The 16,172-nt window shown below is 68.5% G+C and carries 16 protein-coding genes; 7 read left to right on the top strand and 9 right to left on the bottom strand.

All coding sequences use genetic code 11. The annotated features are described in order from the left end of the window. Nucleotides 1–59 precede the first annotated feature (59 nt). Nucleotides 60–1,082: a uroporphyrinogen decarboxylase gene (gene hemE, locus BEP68_RS16720; protein ID WP_053098000.1), complete on the bottom strand. Its 1,023-nt coding sequence runs from the start codon at nucleotides 1,080–1,082 to the stop codon at nucleotides 60–62. A 61-nt stretch (nucleotides 1,083–1,143) separates the two neighbouring features. On the opposite strand from hemE, the gene BEP68_RS16715 reads away from it, so the two are divergent. The 4 genes from BEP68_RS16715 (at nucleotide 1,144) to BEP68_RS16700 (ending at nucleotide 4,005) form a co-directional block, all read left to right on the top strand. Beyond that, the gene (locus tag BEP68_RS16715; protein WP_187250633.1) at nucleotides 1,144–2,451 is read left to right on the top strand and encodes a glutamyl-tRNA reductase; all 1,308 of its coding nucleotides are present in this window, start codon (nucleotides 1,144–1,146) and stop codon (nucleotides 2,449–2,451) included. 144 nt (nucleotides 2,452–2,595) lie between these two features. After that, nucleotides 2,596–2,973: a hypothetical protein gene (locus BEP68_RS16710; RefSeq protein WP_187250632.1), complete on the top strand. Its 378-nt coding sequence runs from the start codon at nucleotides 2,596–2,598 to the stop codon at nucleotides 2,971–2,973. Nucleotides 2,974–3,010: 37 nt separating this feature from the next. Then, nucleotides 3,011–3,583, top strand: coding sequence for an HhH-GPD-type base excision DNA repair protein (locus BEP68_RS16705; protein WP_056280445.1), 573 nt, complete (start codon nucleotides 3,011–3,013; stop codon nucleotides 3,581–3,583). Beyond that, complete coding sequence (locus tag BEP68_RS16700) at nucleotides 3,580–4,005, top strand: DUF1801 domain-containing protein (RefSeq protein ID WP_187250631.1); 426 nt, start codon at nucleotides 3,580–3,582, stop codon at nucleotides 4,003–4,005. Before BEP68_RS16705 ends, BEP68_RS16700 begins: the two co-directional genes overlap by 4 nt. A 57-nt stretch (nucleotides 4,006–4,062) precedes the next feature. On the opposite strand, the gene BEP68_RS16695 is transcribed toward BEP68_RS16700, so the two are convergent. Then, entirely contained in the window at nucleotides 4,063–5,448 is a 1,386-nt protein-coding gene (locus BEP68_RS16695) for a glycine--tRNA ligase (RefSeq protein ID WP_053098005.1), read from the bottom strand. Nucleotides 5,449–5,553: 105 nt separating this feature from the next. Beyond that, the gene (locus tag BEP68_RS16690; protein WP_053098006.1) at nucleotides 5,554–6,243 is read right to left on the bottom strand and encodes a GNAT family N-acetyltransferase; all 690 of its coding nucleotides are present in this window, start codon (nucleotides 6,241–6,243) and stop codon (nucleotides 5,554–5,556) included. 91 nt (nucleotides 6,244–6,334) lie between these two features. Here BEP68_RS16690 and BEP68_RS16685 point away from each other — a divergent pair, with 91 nt between their 5' ends. Continuing rightward, complete coding sequence (locus BEP68_RS16685) at nucleotides 6,335–7,798, top strand: peptide MFS transporter (protein WP_187250630.1); 1,464 nt, start codon at nucleotides 6,335–6,337, stop codon at nucleotides 7,796–7,798. A 53-nt stretch (nucleotides 7,799–7,851) separates the two neighbouring features. Then, complete coding sequence (locus BEP68_RS16680; protein ID WP_187250629.1) at nucleotides 7,852–9,294, top strand: MFS transporter; 1,443 nt, start codon at nucleotides 7,852–7,854, stop codon at nucleotides 9,292–9,294. Between the two features lie 38 nt (nucleotides 9,295–9,332). Here the strand turns inward: BEP68_RS16680 and BEP68_RS16675 are convergent, their stop codons facing one another. The 4 genes from BEP68_RS16675 to BEP68_RS16660 all read right to left on the bottom strand — a co-directional run bounded on the left by BEP68_RS16675 (nucleotide 9,333) and on the right by BEP68_RS16660 (nucleotide 13,447). Beyond that, nucleotides 9,333–9,728: a hypothetical protein gene (locus tag BEP68_RS16675; RefSeq protein ID WP_187250628.1), complete on the bottom strand. Its 396-nt coding sequence runs from the start codon at nucleotides 9,726–9,728 to the stop codon at nucleotides 9,333–9,335. 47 nt (nucleotides 9,729–9,775) lie between these two features. Continuing rightward, nucleotides 9,776–10,699: a serine hydrolase gene (locus tag BEP68_RS16670; RefSeq protein WP_072592014.1), complete on the bottom strand. Its 924-nt coding sequence runs from the start codon at nucleotides 10,697–10,699 to the stop codon at nucleotides 9,776–9,778. A gap of 180 nt (nucleotides 10,700–10,879) precedes the next feature. Beyond that, nucleotides 10,880–12,844: a M13 family metallopeptidase gene (locus tag BEP68_RS16665; RefSeq protein ID WP_187250627.1), complete on the bottom strand. Its 1,965-nt coding sequence runs from the start codon at nucleotides 12,842–12,844 to the stop codon at nucleotides 10,880–10,882. 42 nt (nucleotides 12,845–12,886) lie between these two features. Next, nucleotides 12,887–13,447 carry a DUF1992 domain-containing protein gene (locus BEP68_RS16660; protein WP_072592016.1) on the bottom strand — a complete coding sequence of 187 codons (561 nt, stop codon included), beginning with the start codon at nucleotides 13,445–13,447 and terminating at the stop codon, nucleotides 12,887–12,889. Between the two features lie 112 nt (nucleotides 13,448–13,559). Between BEP68_RS16660 and BEP68_RS16655 the strand changes: the two genes are divergently transcribed. Continuing rightward, nucleotides 13,560–14,879, top strand: coding sequence for an MATE family efflux transporter (locus BEP68_RS16655; RefSeq protein WP_053098013.1), 1,320 nt, complete (start codon nucleotides 13,560–13,562; stop codon nucleotides 14,877–14,879). Nucleotides 14,880–14,953: 74 nt separating this feature from the next. On the opposite strand, the gene BEP68_RS16650 is transcribed toward BEP68_RS16655, so the two are convergent. Then, complete coding sequence (locus BEP68_RS16650) at nucleotides 14,954–15,421, bottom strand: VOC family protein (RefSeq protein WP_053098014.1); 468 nt, start codon at nucleotides 15,419–15,421, stop codon at nucleotides 14,954–14,956. Between the two features lie 71 nt (nucleotides 15,422–15,492). Continuing rightward, on the bottom strand, nucleotides 15,493–16,152 hold the full coding sequence (locus BEP68_RS16645; RefSeq protein ID WP_187250626.1) for a TrmH family RNA methyltransferase: 660 nt from the start codon (nucleotides 16,150–16,152) through the stop codon (nucleotides 15,493–15,495). Nucleotides 16,153–16,172 lie beyond the last annotated feature (20 nt).

Here is a 16,172-nt window from a genome sequence, read left to right as displayed (position 1 = left end):
ATCTAGCACTGACGCTATATTGCATCCTCGTGAAGCTCGGCCGCGAAGCGCTCTGAGACTCAGATCGAATGGACCAGCTCGACGATACGGGTGAGCTGATCGGGGTCCGCCTCGGGCGGCACGCCGTGCCCGAGGTTGACGATGTGTCCCCTGGCGGCACGCCCGCGCTCGACGACGTCGCGCACATGCGCCTCGAGCACCGGCCACGGAGCCGACAGCAGTGCCGGATCGATGTTGCCCTGCACCGAGACGTCGGGGCCGAGGATCGCGGCGGCCTCGTCGAGCGGCATCCGCCAGTCGACACCGACGCCGTCGGCGATGCCGTCCAGGCGCATGTCGGCGAGGAAGGGCCCGGTGCCCACGCCGAAGTGGATGCTCGGCACGCCGATGGCATCGAGGGCGACACGCGAATGCGGTGCCACGTACGCGCGATAGTCGGCGGTGCTCAGCGAGCCGGCCCAGGAGTCGAACAACTGCACGACGGATGCTCCGGCATCCCGCTGGATCTCGAGGAACCGGCGTGAGACCTGCGCGAGCCAGCCCGCGAGGCGGTTCCACGACTCCGGATCGGCGTGCATCATGGCCCGCGCCCGCAGGTGCTCCTTCGACGGGCCGCCTTCGACGAGGTACGCGGCGAGAGTGAAGGGAGCACCCGCGAATCCGATCAGGGGGGTGTCGCCGAGCTCGGCCGTGACGATGCCGACGGCCTCGGCGATCGCGGTGCCGTCGAGCGACAGCGGGTCGATCGCTGTGATGCGATCGACATCGGCGGCAGACCGCACGGGGTCGGCGAACACGGGGCCGCGTCCGGGCTCGATCTCGACGTCCACCCCGGCGAGACGCAGCGGGATGACGATGTCACTGAAGAACACGGCGGCGTCCACGCCGTGACGACGCACGGGCTGCAGCGTGATCTCGGCCGCGAGATCGGGGGTCAGGCAGGCGTCCAGCATGCGCGTGCCGACGCGCAGCTCGCGGTACTCGGGCAGCGACCTGCCGGCCTGGCGCATGAACCACACGGGAGCATGTTCGGGGCGGGGGCCGGTGAGGGCGCGCAGCAGCGGAGCGTCGGAGAGGACCATGCGACCATCCTCCCATCCGCCGCCGGGCCGACCTGCATGAAGCCTCAGGTAGAATCGTCATGTGCTGCTGGTTGTCACGGCGAGTCACAAGACCGCCTCCTTCGAATTGCTCGAACGCCTGAGCCGCACCCCCGATGACGTCGCCTCCACGGTCGTGGACATGGCGTCCTGCGTGCAGGGTGCGGTCGTTCTTGCTACCTGCAACCGCTTCGAGGCCTACGTCGAGATGGACGAGCCCGTCACGGCAGCGGGTGCGATCGGTGTCGAGGCGGTGCTCGAGGCTGTCGAAGCATCGACCGGCATCCGCGCGTCCGAACTCGACGGCGCCTACGAGGTGCACTCCGGTCGTCGAGTGGCGGAGCACCTCTTCTCCGTCGCATCGGGACTCGAATCCGTCGTCTCCGGCGAAGGCGAGATCGCCGGTCAGGTGCGTCGCGCCCTCAAGTCCGCGCGCAAGGAGGGCACCACCTCGCCCGAGCTCGAGCGGCTTTTCCAGCGCGCGAGCCAGGCGCAGCGCAAGGTCAAGAACATCACAGCCCTCGGCCGGGCCGGCCGCTCGCTCGTGCGCCTCGCCCTCGAACTCGCTGACAGCCGCATCGCCGACTGGTCGACGGAGCGCGTGCTGCTCGTCGGCACCGGTGCCTACGCAGCCGTCACCCTCGCGACACTGCGCGAACGGGGAGCCGTCAACATCTCGGTGTACTCACCCTCGGGCCGAGCCGAGAAGTTCGCCGCGAAGCACGGCATCCGCCCGGTCGCCGCAGAGGACTACGCGCGCGTCGCCTCGCGCTCGAGCCTGCTGATCACCTGCACGACGGCGACCGCTCCGGTGCTGACACCTGAGCACCTGCAGGCGCCGACCGGCATCGCACCCGAGGGATGCCCCGTCGCGTCGCACAGCCAGATGGTCGTCGACCTGGGCATGCCGCGCAACGTCGACCCCGCTGTCGCAGCGCTCGAAGGCGTCGCGCTGCTCGACCTCGAGACCATCAGCCTGCACGCACCGCTCGAAGAGCTGCAGGCGACGGATGCCGCACGCACCGTGGTGCGCGAAGCAGCTGACACGTTCCACGTCGTCGGCAGCCGACAGAGCGTCACGCCGTCGGTCGTCGCCCTGCGGTCGCATATGTTCGCGCTGCTCGAGGCCGAGATCGGCCGCGCTCGCGCACGCGGCGATGAGGACGGCAGGGTCGAGCAGGCGCTTCGCCACCTGACCGGCGTGCTGCTGCACGTGCCGACCACCCGCGCCCACGAGCTGGCCGCTGCCGGCCGCGCGGACGATTTCGCGACTGCGCTCTCGACGCTGTACGGCATCGAGCCGGTCGAGTCCGCGCTGTCGTCCGATACCGACGGCGCCGCGACCGCCTGAGCAGCGCTCCTTCTGCACGGGAGCCCTCTGCGGTGGTCTTTCCACAGCACTCGGGAGAAGCACGGCGGTCGCCCCGGCGGCCACTTCGATGCTTCATATCGTCGAACCCCTGACAGCGTCGATCACGCGGCGCAGACTGGGGGGATGCTCGTGGATCCGAACCTGATCGGCATCATCATCGCCCTCTTCGGCGTCACCGCCACCGTGCTCGGCGGCGTCTCTCGGATGCTTGCAAAGCAGGCCAAAGGGCTCGAAGTACGGTTCGACAGGATCGACGAGCGATTCGACAGGGTCGATGAACGGTTCGCGAGGGTCGAAGGCGACATCGCGGAACTCCGCACCGAGCTCAAAGGCGACCTGGCCCAACTCCGCACCGAACTCAAGACCGAGATCGCCGAGCTCCGGTCGGAACTGAAGCAGGACATCTACGACGTCAAGACAGAGCTCAAGGCCGATCTCGCCGATGTCCGAATCTCGGTCGCGCGTCTCGAGGGCCCCCTTCCCAAGCTCCAGCGCATCTGACTCCGGCATCGGAGCGAGTCGGTGCCAGACTGGATGCATGGCCCTTCACATCACCGGAGACACCGCCGCAGACGCGCTGCTCACCGACAATCCGCTGGCCCTGCTGGTCGGGATGCTGCTCGATCAGCAGGTTCCGATGGAGACGGCCTTCGCCGGTCCCCTGAAGATCGAGCAGCGCACAGGCGCGTCCGACGCCACCACGATCGCGGCCATGGACCCGGACGAGTTCCTCGAGGCGTTCAAGACGACGCCCGCCGTGCACCGGTTCCCGGGTTCGATGGCGGCACGCGTGCAGACCCTGTGCCAGGAGATCGTCGATCAGTGGGACGGAGACGCCTCGGCGATCTGGACCGACGGTGATCCGTCGGGCACCGAAGTCCTGAAGCGGCTCAAGGCCCTTCCCGGCTTCGGCGAACAGAAGGCGAAGATCTTCCTTGCTCTGCTCGGCAAGCAGTACGGCTTCACCGGCGCGGGATGGCGGGAGGCCGCCGGCGACTACGGCACCGAGGGTTCGTACCGCAGCGTCGCCGACATCGTCTCGCCCGAATCGCTCACCAGAGTACGAGAGCACAAGAAGGCCATGAAAGCTGCGGCGAAGGCGAACGCATGAAACCCACGGGCGATGACGTCGCAGGTCTCATCGCCCGCTCCGCTCCGGCGGTCCGCCGCCGGGATGCCGAGACGCTGACCGCGCTCATGCAGGAGATCACGGGCCGCGACCCTCAGACCTGGGGCACGATCATCGGATTCGGAAGCTGCCACTACCGGTACCCGACCGGCACCGAGGGCGACAGCGGCCTGCTCGGCTTCGCCCCGCGCAAAGCGGCGACCACCATCTATCTGTTCGACGGCGTCGATGCGCACTCGGGCGCGCTCGAGAACCTCGGCCCGCACAGCACCGGCGTCGGATGCCTCTACATCAAGGACCTGGAACAGATCGACCTCGACGTGCTCCGCGGCATCCTCGAGCGCTCGCTCGCCTGGGTAGAGGCGGGCGGCACCGATCAGGTGCAGCTGACCGTCACCGGCTGACGCGAGAGGCCCGCCGTCCTCTCGGACAGCGGGCCTCTCGTTCTGGTGGTCCGCGCGTCAGGCGCCCTTGAGACGCTCGGCCAGGTACTCGTGCAGATCGTCGATCGAGACGCGCTCCTGCGCCATCGTGTCGCGGTCGCGCACGGTGACCGCACGGTCGTCGAGCGAGTCGAAGTCGATCGTGACGCAGAACGGTGTGCCGATCTCGTCCTGACGGCGGTAGCGACGGCCGATCGCGCCCGCGTCGTCGAAGTCGACGGCCCACGAGCTGCGCAGCGTGTCAGCGACCTCGCGCGCCAGCGGCGACAGGCGCTCGTTGCGGCTCAGCGGCAACACGGCGGCTTTGACAGGGGCGAGACGCGGGTCGAGCTTGAGCACGGTGCGCACATCGGTGCCGCCCTTGGCGTTCGGCACCTCTTCTTCGCGATACGCATCCACGAGGAACGCCATCATGGCGCGAGTGAGGCCGAACGAGGGCTCGATCACGTAGGGCGTGTAACGGTCGCCGGTGGCCTGGTCGAAGTAGGTCAGGCTCTGGCCCGAGGCTTCGCTGTGGCTCGACAGGTCGTAATCGGTGCGGTTCGCGACGCCCATGAGCTCACCCCATTCCTTGCCCGTGAAACCGAAGCGGTACTCGACGTCGATGGTGCCGGCCGAATAGTGCGCGCGGTCATCTTCGGGAACGTCGAACTGGCGCATGTTCTCGGGGTCGATGCCCAGATCGATGAACCAGTTCCAGCACGCCTCGACCCAGTGGTCGAACCACTCCTGAGCCTCTGCGGGCGGCGTGAAGAACTCGATCTCCATCTGCTCGAACTCACGGGTGCGGAAGATGAAGTTTCCGGGCGTGATCTCGTTGCGGAACGCCTTGCCGACCTGGCCGATGCCGAACGGCGGCTTCTTGCGGCTGGCGGTGAGCACGTTCGAGAAGTTCACGAAGATGCCCTGAGCCGTCTCGGGGCGCAGGAAGTGCAGCCCGGACTCGTCGTCGACGACTCCCAGGTAGGTCTTGACGAGACCCGAGAACGACTTGGGCTCGGTGTACTGTCCCTTCGTGCCGCAGTTCGGGCACGGCACATCGGCGAGGCCGTTCTCCGCCTTGCGGCCCTTGCGGGCCTCGAAGTCCTCGATCAGGTTGTCGGCACGGAAGCGCTTGTGGCAGCTGAGGCACTCGACCAGCGGATCGGTGAAGGTCGCGACGTGACCGGACGCCTCCCACACGCGCTTGGGCAGGATGATGCTCGAGTCGAGGCCGACCATATCGCCGCGGCCGCGCACGAACGTCTGCCACCACTGGCGGCGGATGTTCTCCTTGAGCTCGGTGCCGAGGGGCCCGTAATCCCACGCGGACCGCGAACCGCCGTAGATCTCACCCGCCTGGAAGACGAACCCGCGGTGGCGGGCAAGGGCGATGACCTTGTCTAGACGGGACTGTTCGGCCACGGTGGCTCCAATGGTCGGCGGTGGGAAAGCCCGTGATCACGGGCACCTCAATCTTATCCGCGACCGCTTCGCGTCAGGACCCCGGCGAGGCCAGGTGTGCGGCGCTCAGGCCGTGAAGAGGTAGCCCTTCTCGACATCGAACCCCGAGAGAGCGAGGCCGCTGCCCAGCAGCCCCTCCATCTGCGCGCGCAGCCGCGTGCGCCACTCGTGCGCCGCCTCCGGATCCTCGATGCGCATGGTCTCGATGTCCGAGGGGATCTCCAGCGTCTCGACGATCGCGTCGGATGCCGGTGGCTTCGCGATGTCGGCGAGAGCCCACTCGACGTCGAGTCGGTCGCTCTCGTCCCCGGCATCCCCGCCGCCGAAGATGCCGTAGCGGTTGACGGAGTATCCGGTGACACGTGCGCCGAGAACGGTGAGGAAGAAGTGCGCGTTGCGGGCGACGAGCGGATCGAACGTCCAGGTGATGCGGCCGACATCGCGCGAGAACGCCCACTGGCGCTGGTGCTCCTTGAGCTCGCGCCCCCACCCGCGTCCGCGGTAGTCGGGCAGCAGTGCCGTGATGTGCGAGTGCATCGCCCGGCGTCCAGGTGCGCCGAAGAACGCGATCGACGCGCCCACCATCCGCTCTTCGCCGCTCTCGGCGTCGAAAAGGCCGACGACGTAGTTGCCGGATTGCTGCAGGGCGCGCAGCGTGCCGGCGTCGATCACGCGCTCGGGGCCCCGGATGGAGTCGAGCAGGCCCTGCGCGTCGATGATGAGTTCAACGGTGTCCAGATCACGGATGGTTCGCACGCCCCCAGTCTGCCCCTCCGGTCGCCGTTTTCGGAATCGAGCGACGCGAACGGTCTGGGAACCATGCCGCGAGCGGGCGTACCGTGGAGGGATGTCAACCAGCGATACGACCGCCGAGAAGTCCGACACCAGGTTCTTCGGGCAGCCCTGGGCGCTCGTCCACATCTTCGGAGTCGAGATGTGGGAGCGCTTCAGCTTCTACGGCATGCAGGGAATCCTGCTGATCTACCTGTACTTCTCGGTCACCGAGGGCGGCCTCGGACTCTCGCAGGCCGTCGCCGGCGGCATCGTCGGCGCCTATGGCGGGTCGGTCTACCTCTCTACCATCCTCGGCGCGTGGATCGCCGACCGGATGCTGGGGTCGGAGCGAGTGCTGTTCATCAGTGCGATCGTGATCGTCGGCGGGCACGTCGCCCTGGCCCTGCTTCCCGGGTTCATCGGAGTCGGCGTCGGGCTCGTGCTCGTCGCCCTCGGATCCGGTGGCCTCAAGGCGAACGCCACGTCGGTCGTCGGAACCCTCTACAGCGCCGATGACACCCGCCGGGATGCCGGATTCTCGCTGTTCTACCTCGGCATCAACCTCGGGGCCTTCCTGGGCCCGATCCTCACCGGCATCCTGCAGTCGTCGCTCGGATTCCACTATGGCTTCGGCCTCGCCGCGATCGGGATGACGCTGGGGCTGGTGCAGTACTCCTTCGGCCGCAAGGCGCTGCCGGACGAGGCGCGCCGCGTGCCGAATCCGCTCCCCCGGTCGCGCTATCCGCTGGTCGCGATCGTCGCGGTCGCAGCCGTTGCGCTCATCGCGGTGCTGGTGCTCATCGGCGTGATCCAGGCCGACAACCTGGCGGACATCGTCATCATCGGAACCATCATCGCGACGGTCGCGTACTTCGCCGTCATCCTCAGCAGTCGGCGGATCGACGGCACCGAGCGCTCCCGCGTGTGGGGATTCCTGCCGCTCTTCATCACGAGCGTCGCGTTCTGGTCGCTGTACCAGCAGCAGTTCACCGTGCTCACGGTCTATTCCGACGAGCGCCTCGACCGCAACATCTTCGGATTCGAGATGCCCGTCTCGTGGGTCCAGTCGATCAACCCCGTGTTCATCATCATCCTCTCCGGCGTCTTCGCGGCGATCTGGACGCGCCTCGGCCCGCGCCAGCCCTCCACCCCGGTGAAGTTCGCACTGGGAGCGATCATCATGGGTGCGGCGTTCCTGCTGTTCCTGCCGTTCGCAGGCGGCGGCGCCAACTCCACGCCCCTGCTCGCGATCGTCGGCATCCTCTTCGTGTTCACCGTGGCCGAGCTGCTCATCTCTCCCGTCGGGCTGTCGGTCACGACGAAGCTCGCGCCGAAGGTGTTCCACACCCAGATGGTGGCGCTGTTCTTCCTGTCGATCGCACTCGGCACCGCGATCTCGGGCTGGCTCGTGCAGTTCTACGACCCGAAGAACGAGGTGCCGTACTTCTCGATCCTCGGCGCGATAGCGATCGTGGTCGGCCTCGGTCTGCTGTTCGCCGTCAAGCCGGTGCTGCGACTGATGAAGGGCGTGAGCTGACGATCGCATCGTCCTCGCGCCTCCGGTGTCGCAGACGCCGATAGCCTGAAGCGATGGGAGAGAACGAAGATCGCGCGCGCAGAAGACTCTCCCGAACACCACCCAAGTGGGCCATCGTCGCCGTCCTGGCCTTCGCGGGCCTCTGCTCGTCGTTCATGTTCACGCTCGTCGTGCCCCTGCAGGCCGAGCTGCCGCGCCTGCTGAACGCGTCTCGCGAGGACACCACCTGGGTCGTCACGATCACGCTGCTCGTCGCCGCCGTCGCCACTCCGATCTCGGGCCGGCTCGGCGACATGTACGGCAAGCGCCGAGTGGTGATCGTGCTGCTCGGGCTGCTCATCCTCGGCTCCCTGATCGCCGCGCTGTCGGGCTCGATCATCGGAGTCATCATCGGTCGAGCGCTCCAAGGCGCGGTGACGGGTGTGGTGCCGCTCGGCATCGCGATCATGCGCGACGTGCTGCCTCCCGAACGCCTGGGCACGGCCGTCGCCCTGATGAGCGCGACCATGGGCGTCGGAGGCGCGATCGGGATGCCGGTCGCCGCGCTGCTGGCCGTGAACGCGGACTGGCACTGGCTGTTCTGGCTCGCCGCGGCTCTCGGCGTCGTGGGTCTCGCGCTGGTACTGCTCGTGATCCCCGAGGATGTGCTGCGGTTCCCCGGACGCCTCGATGTGCTCGGCGCCATCGGACTCGCGATCGGACTCACCGGCATCCTGCTGTTCGTGTCCCGCGGTGCCGAGTGGGGCTGGACGGCACCGCTGACCCTCACCTGCATCATCGGCGGCGTGGGCGTACTGCTCGTCTGGGGCTGGTACCAGCTGCGGACGAACGATCCGCTCCTCGATCTGCGGGTCGCCGCGCGCCCCGCCGTGCTCTTCACCAACATCGCCGCGATCGGGATGGGCTTCGCGCTGTTCGCGTCGAACGTGACGTTCCCGCAGCTGCTCGAGGGCCCCGCGGCCTCGGGTGCGGGCTTCGGGCTCGACATGGTCTCGGCGTCGCTGATCATCATGCCCGCCGGCCTCGTGATGATGGTGATCTCACCCTTGTCGGGATGGCTCGAGCGCACCGTCGGACCTCGTCCGCTGTTCACCGTCGGCGCGGGAGCCATCGTCCTCGCGTACGTCTTCGTGCTCCTGTGGTCGAGCGAGGTGTGGCACATCCTGGTGGGCAACCTGCTGATCGGCGTCGGCATCGGCTTCACATTCGCCGCCATGCCGATGATCATCATGCGGTCGGTGCCCGCGAACGAGACCGGCGCCTCGAACGGACTCAACGCCCTCTTCCGCTCGGTCGGCACGTCGAGCGCCTCTGCCGTGATGGGCGGCGTGCTGGCCGCGATGAGCATCGACGTCGGCGGGGTATCCGTGCCGACGAGGGCGGCGTTCGACGTGTGCTTCTGGCTCGCGATCGCCGCCGGAATCGTCGCGCTCGTCCTGTCGCTCTTCATCCCCCGCCAGCGCTCGTCCGAGCAGCACCCCTCGCTGCCGGGCTGACCGCGCACGCCGGCGCCCGCAGTCCACGAACGGTCGGATCAGAACGCCCGCGGATCGGGATCCGTCGGCGATGGCGTCCGCAGCCGATCAGGGGCGGGCCAGGAGAGCACGTACTGCTGCGTGGCGGGACGAGTGATGTCGCCGAAGTCGTCGACCTTCACCACGATGCGCCCCGATCTCCCCTCGCCATCGGGCGTGACCTCGACGATGCGCACGCGCAGGGGGCGCTCGGCCTCGCCCTCGAGCATCCACGGGTCGGCGAGCCACGCGATCCCGTGGTCCTCCAGGGCCGCCTCGGCGTCGAGCCACTCCGTCGGCCCGGACACCGCGCGCCCGAGCACATCGATCGCGACCCAGGCCTCGCCTTCCGGATGGATCCAACCGAGCAGTTCTCCGTCATCACGACGATGCGGGGTCCAGTCTGTACGGGGCATTGCTCGATGCTAACCGCGGCCGACGCCGCGTCGGGCGTGGAATGCGATCAGTGGGTGTACTCCATGAGCTCGACCCCGAGGACGCGGAAGGCGTCGTGCGCGCGGAGTCGGTGCGTGATCGACAGATCGTCGAAGCAGACGATCAGGGAGTAGGCCACACCCGCGCGCGGCCCGGCGAGCACTCCCGCTTCGGCACGCACGCCGCGGTCGCGGCCGGTCTTGTTGATGAACAGCAGGCCGTGCGCGTCGTGATCGTGTGCGAACGGGTCGAGGCCGGTGGCGGATGCCACCAGGCTCAGATCCTGATTGAGGCTCAGCCACTCGGACACCTGAGCGCTCACCGACGCCCCCACCACCTGGGAATTCACGAGTGCCGAGAAGAGACCCGCGAACTCGCGTGCAGAGCCCACGGCGACGTGCGGGGCATCATCGGGGCCGCGCTCGTCACGGAACCGGTCGAGAACGGCGGTGCGGCGCAGTCCGAGAGCCTCGATGCGCTCGCGCACCCGGTCGTGGCCGACCCGCTGCAGCAGAGCGTTGACCGCGATGGGGTCGCCGGCCGTGGCCGCGAGCACGGCGAGGTCTTCGAGCGGCAGGGCGGGCGCGTGCAGGTGGCGCCAGAGCCCCGACGTCGACACCGGATCGACGGCGGTGCGCTCGACGATCTCGAGCGGATCGAGCGTGCCCGCCTCGAACGCGGCCGCCACCTCGATCAGCAGGGGCACGACACCGAGTCCGGCGACCGGCATGGTCACATGGTCGTCGCCCGCGAGGACGTGCGTGTGGTTGTCGAGATCGACAACATGCACCGATACCTGGGCCCCGGCATCCGCCAGCTGTTCGAGCGCCCGCAAGGTCGAGGTGAACGACCTGCGCCCTGCGGCAGCACGGCGCGGCAAGCGTCGGCTGGTCCGCTGAGAGCGGCGCAGCGAGGCCAGTGGCGGGCCGTCGGCAGGCTCGGAAGCACCCACGCGTGATCCTTAACAGGGGGGTTGGATTGGCGGGATGCTGCGGTGTTCATCCGCCGCAGCACGGATATCGTAACCCCGCCAGGTGAGGATGCCCTACATACTCCGGTATACGGTCATCAGAACGTCATCCGGCAGACAACAGGGCACCCCGACCCGGCGCGGCCGCTTAGGCCGGAGCGCTCACCAGATGGTCACGCGCGAGTCCTGCGGCAGCCACAGCGCGTCGGTCTCGGTCACGTCGAACGCCTCGTAGAACGCATCGATGTTGCGGACGATCTGGTTGCACCGGAACTCGTTCGGAGAGTGCGGATCGATCGTGAGCAGGCGCAGCGTCTCGGCGTCGCGGCTCTTCTGCTGCCAGACCTGCGCCCACGACAGCAGGAGGCGCTGCACGCCGGTGTAGCCGTCGATGACCGGCGCCTCGGCGCCGTCGAGTGCGATCTCGTACGCCTTGAGCGCGATGCCGAGACCGCCCAGGTCGCCGATGTTCTCACCGATCGTCAGCGCGCCGTTGACGTGGTGCTCGGCGGCGAGTCCCTCAGGCACGAGTTCGTCGTACTGCGCGATGAGGGCCTTGGTGCGCTGCTCGAACGCGGAGCGATCGGCATCCGTCCACCAGTCCTCGAGCTTGCCGTCACCGTCGTACCGGCTGCCCTGGTCGTCGAATCCGTGACCGATCTCGTGACCGATGACCGCGCCGATGCCGCCGTAGTTGGCGGCCGCGTCGCGCGACGCGTCGAAGAACGGGTATTGCAGGATCGCCGCCGGGAACACGATCTCGTTCATCGAGGGGTTGTAGTAGGCGTTGACCATCTGCGGCGGCATGTGCCATTCGTCACGGTCGATCGGCTTGCCGACCTTCGCGACGTTGCGGTCGTGCTCGAAGATCGCCGCACGGCGCACGTTGCCGAACAGGTCGGCGCGGTCGATCTCGAGGCTCGAGTAGTCGCGCCACACGGCAGGGTGCCCGATCTTCGGCGTGAAGGAGTCGAGCTTGGCGAGTGCGCGTTCGCGGGTCTCGGCCGTCATCCATTCGAGGTCGGTGATGCTCTGCCGGTAGGCCTCGATGAGGTTGCCGACGAGCTCATCCATCGCGGCCTTCGCCGTCGGCGGGTAGTGCCGCTCGACGTAGACCTTGCCGATCGCCTCGCTCAGTGCGCTCTCGGTCACCGAGACACCGCGCTTCCAGCGCTCGCGGATCGAGGGGACGCCGGTGAGCTCGGTGCCGTAGAACGAGAAGTTCTCCTGCACGAAGTCGTCGGTCAGATACGGAGCCGCGGCATGCACGACCTGGGCGCGCAGCCAGGCCTTCCACTCGTCGAGACGCTCGGCGGTCAGCAGCGACCCGAGGCCTTCGAGGAAGCTCGGCTGCGAGACCACGACCTCGGCGAACGCCTCGGGGTGGCCGGGAGCGACGGCATCGCGCCACGGCTCGAGGTCGACACCGGCGAGCTCCTGGATCTCGGCCCAGGTCTTCAGGTTGTACGTGGCGACGGCATCGCGGCTGCGCACGTTGTCCCAGTGGTGCCCGGCGAGCTCGGTCTCGAGGGCGATCGAGCGGTCGGCGGCGCCCGCGGCATCCGCGACTCCGGCGAGCGCGAGCAGTCGCTCGAGGTGCGCGCGGTACGCCGCTCGGGTCTCGGCGAAGGTGTCGAGCCGGAAGTAGCTCTCGTCCGGCAGCGACAGGCCCGACTGCACGACCACCGGGAGGTAGCGCTCCGGGTTGCCCGGGTCGCCGTCGACGTAGAACCCGATCAGGTGCGCCCGGCCGTCGCGATCGTAGGCGCCGACCGTACGCAGGAACGCGGGGACGCCGTCGATCGCGTCGATCTCGGCGAGCGTCTCGGCGAGGGGCGTCACCCCGGCGGCGGCGATCCGCTCGGTGTCCATGAAGCTGGCGAACAGGTCGCCGATCTTGCGGGCGAGAGTGCCGGGCTCGGCATCCTGCGACTCCTCGATGATCGCCCTGACGTCCTTCTCCGCCTGCTCGGCCAGCAGATGGAAGGACCCCCACCGCGCCTTGTCGCCGGGGATCTCGGTGCGGGAGAGCCAGGCGCCGTTGACATGGAGGTAGAGGTCGTCCTGCGGGCGGATGTCGGAGCTGAACTCGGAGGTCTCAAGGCCAGAGGGAAGCACGTCGGTCATGCCGACCAGCCTATGCGTCGCTCCGACATTCGGGGGGACGGGTCACGCCCTGCGCCGGAGGCCGAACCGTCGTCGCCGGGGCCGCTCCGGCGTCTCCGCAGCACGCGCCGCGAAGCGCGCCGCGCGTCGCTCGGCCCACGCCGCCACCTCGGCGTCGATGTCGCGTGGACTCGTCACGACAGGCGGACCGCCCTGCAGCTGGCGTCGGGCCTCGAGCACCCGACCGTTGAAGTCCTCGAGCACCGACCGCACGTCGGCCTCGCGACCGAGCAGGTCGAGCTGGTCGTCGAGCTCGCGATCCTCGGTGCGCAACAGGATCGCCGGCGGACCGAGACCCGTCAGGTTCTCCTGCTCGATCTTGCGGCGGATCCACCAGTCGGGGTCGTGGTGCGTTCCGAGTCCCTCGAGGGGCTTGCCCGCACCGGGGAGATCGTCGAAATCGCCCCGGCGGATCGCGACCTGGATCGCCGTCTCGATGAAGGCGGCTCGATCCGTCGCTGCGGCGATGCCCGGTTCTGCACCGGACTCGCTGTCGTCCTCGCCGTCCCCCCGGCTTCGCTGCCGCGCACGGTACCGCGCCGCGGCCTCCCGTGGATCCGTCATGATGCACCTCCGTCGCATCCTGGTCCTTCCAGGGTACGACCGCACCGGATCCGGAGGGCGGAGCGGGCGTGCTGCACCGCCTGCTGTCCGCGCCAGCCCATAGGCTCGGAGGATGACCGAGCGCACTCTCAACCGCGAGATCCTGCGCCTCGCCGTCCCCGCGCTCGGCGCCCTGATCGCAGAACCGGCGTTCCTCATCGTCGACGCGGCGCTGGTCGGACATCTCGGCACGACGCCGCTCGCGGGCCTGGGCATCGCGGGTGCGGTGCTGCAGACGATCGTCGGACTCATGGTCTTCCTCGCCTACTCGACGACCCCGGCGGTGGCCCGACTGTTCGGCGCCGGCAGACCGGGCGAGGCCGTCTCGGTCGGCATCAACGGCATGTGGCTCGCCCTCGCGATCGGGGCCGTGCTCGCCGCCGCAGGCGCGGCATCCTCCCCCTGGCTGGTCTCGCTGTTCGGCGCGAGCGACGCCGTGGCCGCCGATGCCAACGCCTATCTCGTCGTCTCGATGTGGGGGCTCCCGGCCATGCTCATCGTGTTCGCCGCGACCGGGCTGCTGCGCGGGATGCAGGACACCATGACTCCCCTGTGGATCGCCGGCCTCGGGTTCGGGGCCAACGCGCTGCTCAACGTGGTGTTCATCTACGGGCTGGGCTGGGGCATCGCCGGCTCGGCGGCCGGCACGGTCGTCGCCCAGTGGGGCATGGTCGGCGCATACGTCCTCGTGATCCGGCGGCTCGCGGCGAGGCATGACGCATCGTTGAAAGCCCGACGGGACGGCATGGGCAGCACAGCGCGCTCGGGCGGCTGGCTGTTCCTGCGCACCGTGAGCCTGCGCGTCGCTCTGCTCGCGACGGTCGCCGTCGCCACCGGCATCGGCACCGAGGAGCTCGCCGGATGGCAGATCGTCTTCACGATCTTCTCGGCGGCGGCATTCGCGCTCGACGCGCTGGCGATCGCCGCACAGGCGCTGATCGGCAAAGAGCTCGGTGCCGGCGACGAGCGACAGGTGCATCGGGTGCTGAAACGCACCGTGGCCTGGGGCGCGTGGTTCGGCGTCGTGGTCGGGGCTGTCATCGCTGCACTCTCCGGAGTCCTCGGGATCGTGTTCACCGGCGACGCCGAGATCGCGGCGCTCGTGCAGCCGGCGCTGCTGATCCTCGCGCTCGCGCAGCCGATCGCCGGGGTGGTGTTCGTGCTCGACGGAGTGCTGATGGGGGCGAACGACGCGCGCTACCTCGCGATCGCCGGCGGGATCAATCTCGTGCCGTTCCTGCCGGCACTCTGGATCATCGCCGCGAGCGGAGTCGATGCGTCAGCGGGCCTCATCTGGCTCGCCATCGCCTTCTTCGGCATCTACCTGCTCGCTCGGCTGGGCACTCTCGGCTGGCGCGTGCGCTCGGGGCGCTGGGTCACCGCCGGCGTCTAGCACTGCACGATCGCTGCGACTCCGGACGTCTACACGTATCCCGGAATCTCGGGAACTGAGGACGCCGCGAGGGATCAGGCGTTCTCGAGCTCGGCGATCACGATCTTCTTCATGTGCATGAGCGCCTGAATCTGCTCTGGCCTCTGCTGGAGCAGATCCAGACCGGCCGGCACGACCTGCCAGCTCACTCCGAACCTGTCCTTGCACCAGCCGCAGGCCTCCGAGTCCGGCACGGCCGAGAGGGCTTGCCAGTAGTGGTCGATCTCGGCCTGATCCTCGCACCCGATCACGAAGGAGATCGACTCGTTGAACGCGAACTCGGGGCCTCCGTCGAGGCAGCCGAACGGCGAGCCGTTCAGGGTGAAGTCGCCGTTGAGGACCTTGCCGCTCATGCCCTCGAAATGTCGATCGAGCGATTCGTCGGGGTACAGGACCACCTGGTCGATCGACGAGTTCGGGAACACCGAGACGTAGTACTCCATCGCCTCCTGCGCCCGCCCGTCGAACCAGAGAAACGGGCGGATGGAACTGATCGCTGCCATGTCGACCTCCTCAGATCGGCACTCACGCTACGCCCGAGCAGGCATCGTGTCGAGAGGGTCCGACGCCGCCGTCAGCCCGCATGCCTCCGGCACCACTCGTACATGATCACCGCGGCGGCCGCGCTCGCGTTGATCGACCGGGTCGAGCCGTACTGCGTGATCTCGATGTGGGCGGATGCCGCGGCGAGCGCGGCATCCGAGAGACCCGGTCCCTCCTGACCGAACAGCAGCACGCAGCTCTGCGGCAGATCCGCGCGGTCGACGGGCACTGCGCCCTCGACGTTGTCGACGGCGACGATCGGCAGGCCTTCGGCGGTCGCCCAGACGGTGAAGGCCTCGACGTCCTCATGGTGCACGACGTGCTGATAGCGGTCGGTGACCATGGCGCCCCGCTTGTTCCACCGGCGCCGGCCGATGATGTGCACGGTGTCGGCGAGGAACGCGTTGGCGCTGCGCACGATCGAGCCGATGTTCATGTCGTGCTGCCAGTTCTCGATGGCCACGTGGAACGGATGCCGCTTTGTGTCGAGGTCGGCGACGATCGCGTCCATCCGCCAGTAGCGGTAGCGATCGATCACGTTGCGCGTGTCTCCGACGGCCAGCAGCTCGGGGTCGTACTGCTCCCCCGCAGGCCACTCGACCTCGCCGCCGGGCCAGGGTCCGACCCCGTATCCGGGCTGGGCCGACGATCCGCCTGTCTCCGCTGCATCCGCGGGCGCCTGCTCATCCATCCAGCCAGGCTATCCGGCGC

It is taken from the genome of Microbacterium sp. 4-7, from assembly GCF_014332665.1.
In the GTDB taxonomy this organism is placed as follows: Bacteria; Actinomycetota; Actinomycetes; order Actinomycetales; family Microbacteriaceae; genus Microbacterium.
Note: the sequence above shows the minus strand (reverse complement) of the source record. Positions and strands in the feature narration are given on the sequence as shown.

Coding starts and splice junctions, on each gene's coding strand:
- hemE (WP_053098000.1), bottom strand. CDS start 1,082: ATGGTCCTCTCCGACGCTCCGCTGCTGCGCGCCCTCACCGGCCCCCGC.
- BEP68_RS16710 (WP_187250632.1), top strand. CDS start 2,596: ATGCTCGTGGATCCGAACCTGATCGGCATCATCATCGCCCTCTTCGGC.
- BEP68_RS16705 (WP_056280445.1), top strand. CDS start 3,011: ATGGCCCTTCACATCACCGGAGACACCGCCGCAGACGCGCTGCTCACC.
- BEP68_RS16700 (WP_187250631.1), top strand. CDS start 3,580: ATGAAACCCACGGGCGATGACGTCGCAGGTCTCATCGCCCGCTCCGCT.
- BEP68_RS16685 (WP_187250630.1), top strand. CDS start 6,335: ATGTCAACCAGCGATACGACCGCCGAGAAGTCCGACACCAGGTTCTTC.
- BEP68_RS16680 (WP_187250629.1), top strand. CDS start 7,852: ATGGGAGAGAACGAAGATCGCGCGCGCAGAAGACTCTCCCGAACACCA.
- BEP68_RS16675 (WP_187250628.1), bottom strand. CDS start 9,728: ATGCCCCGTACAGACTGGACCCCGCATCGTCGTGATGACGGAGAACTG.
- BEP68_RS16665 (WP_187250627.1), bottom strand. CDS start 12,844: ATGACCGACGTGCTTCCCTCTGGCCTTGAGACCTCCGAGTTCAGCTCC.
- BEP68_RS16660 (WP_072592016.1), bottom strand. CDS start 13,447: ATGACGGATCCACGGGAGGCCGCGGCGCGGTACCGTGCGCGGCAGCGA.
- BEP68_RS16655 (WP_053098013.1), top strand. CDS start 13,560: ATGACCGAGCGCACTCTCAACCGCGAGATCCTGCGCCTCGCCGTCCCC.
- BEP68_RS16650 (WP_053098014.1), bottom strand. CDS start 15,421: ATGGCAGCGATCAGTTCCATCCGCCCGTTTCTCTGGTTCGACGGGCGG.
- BEP68_RS16645 (WP_187250626.1), bottom strand. CDS start 16,152: ATGGATGAGCAGGCGCCCGCGGATGCAGCGGAGACAGGCGGATCGTCG.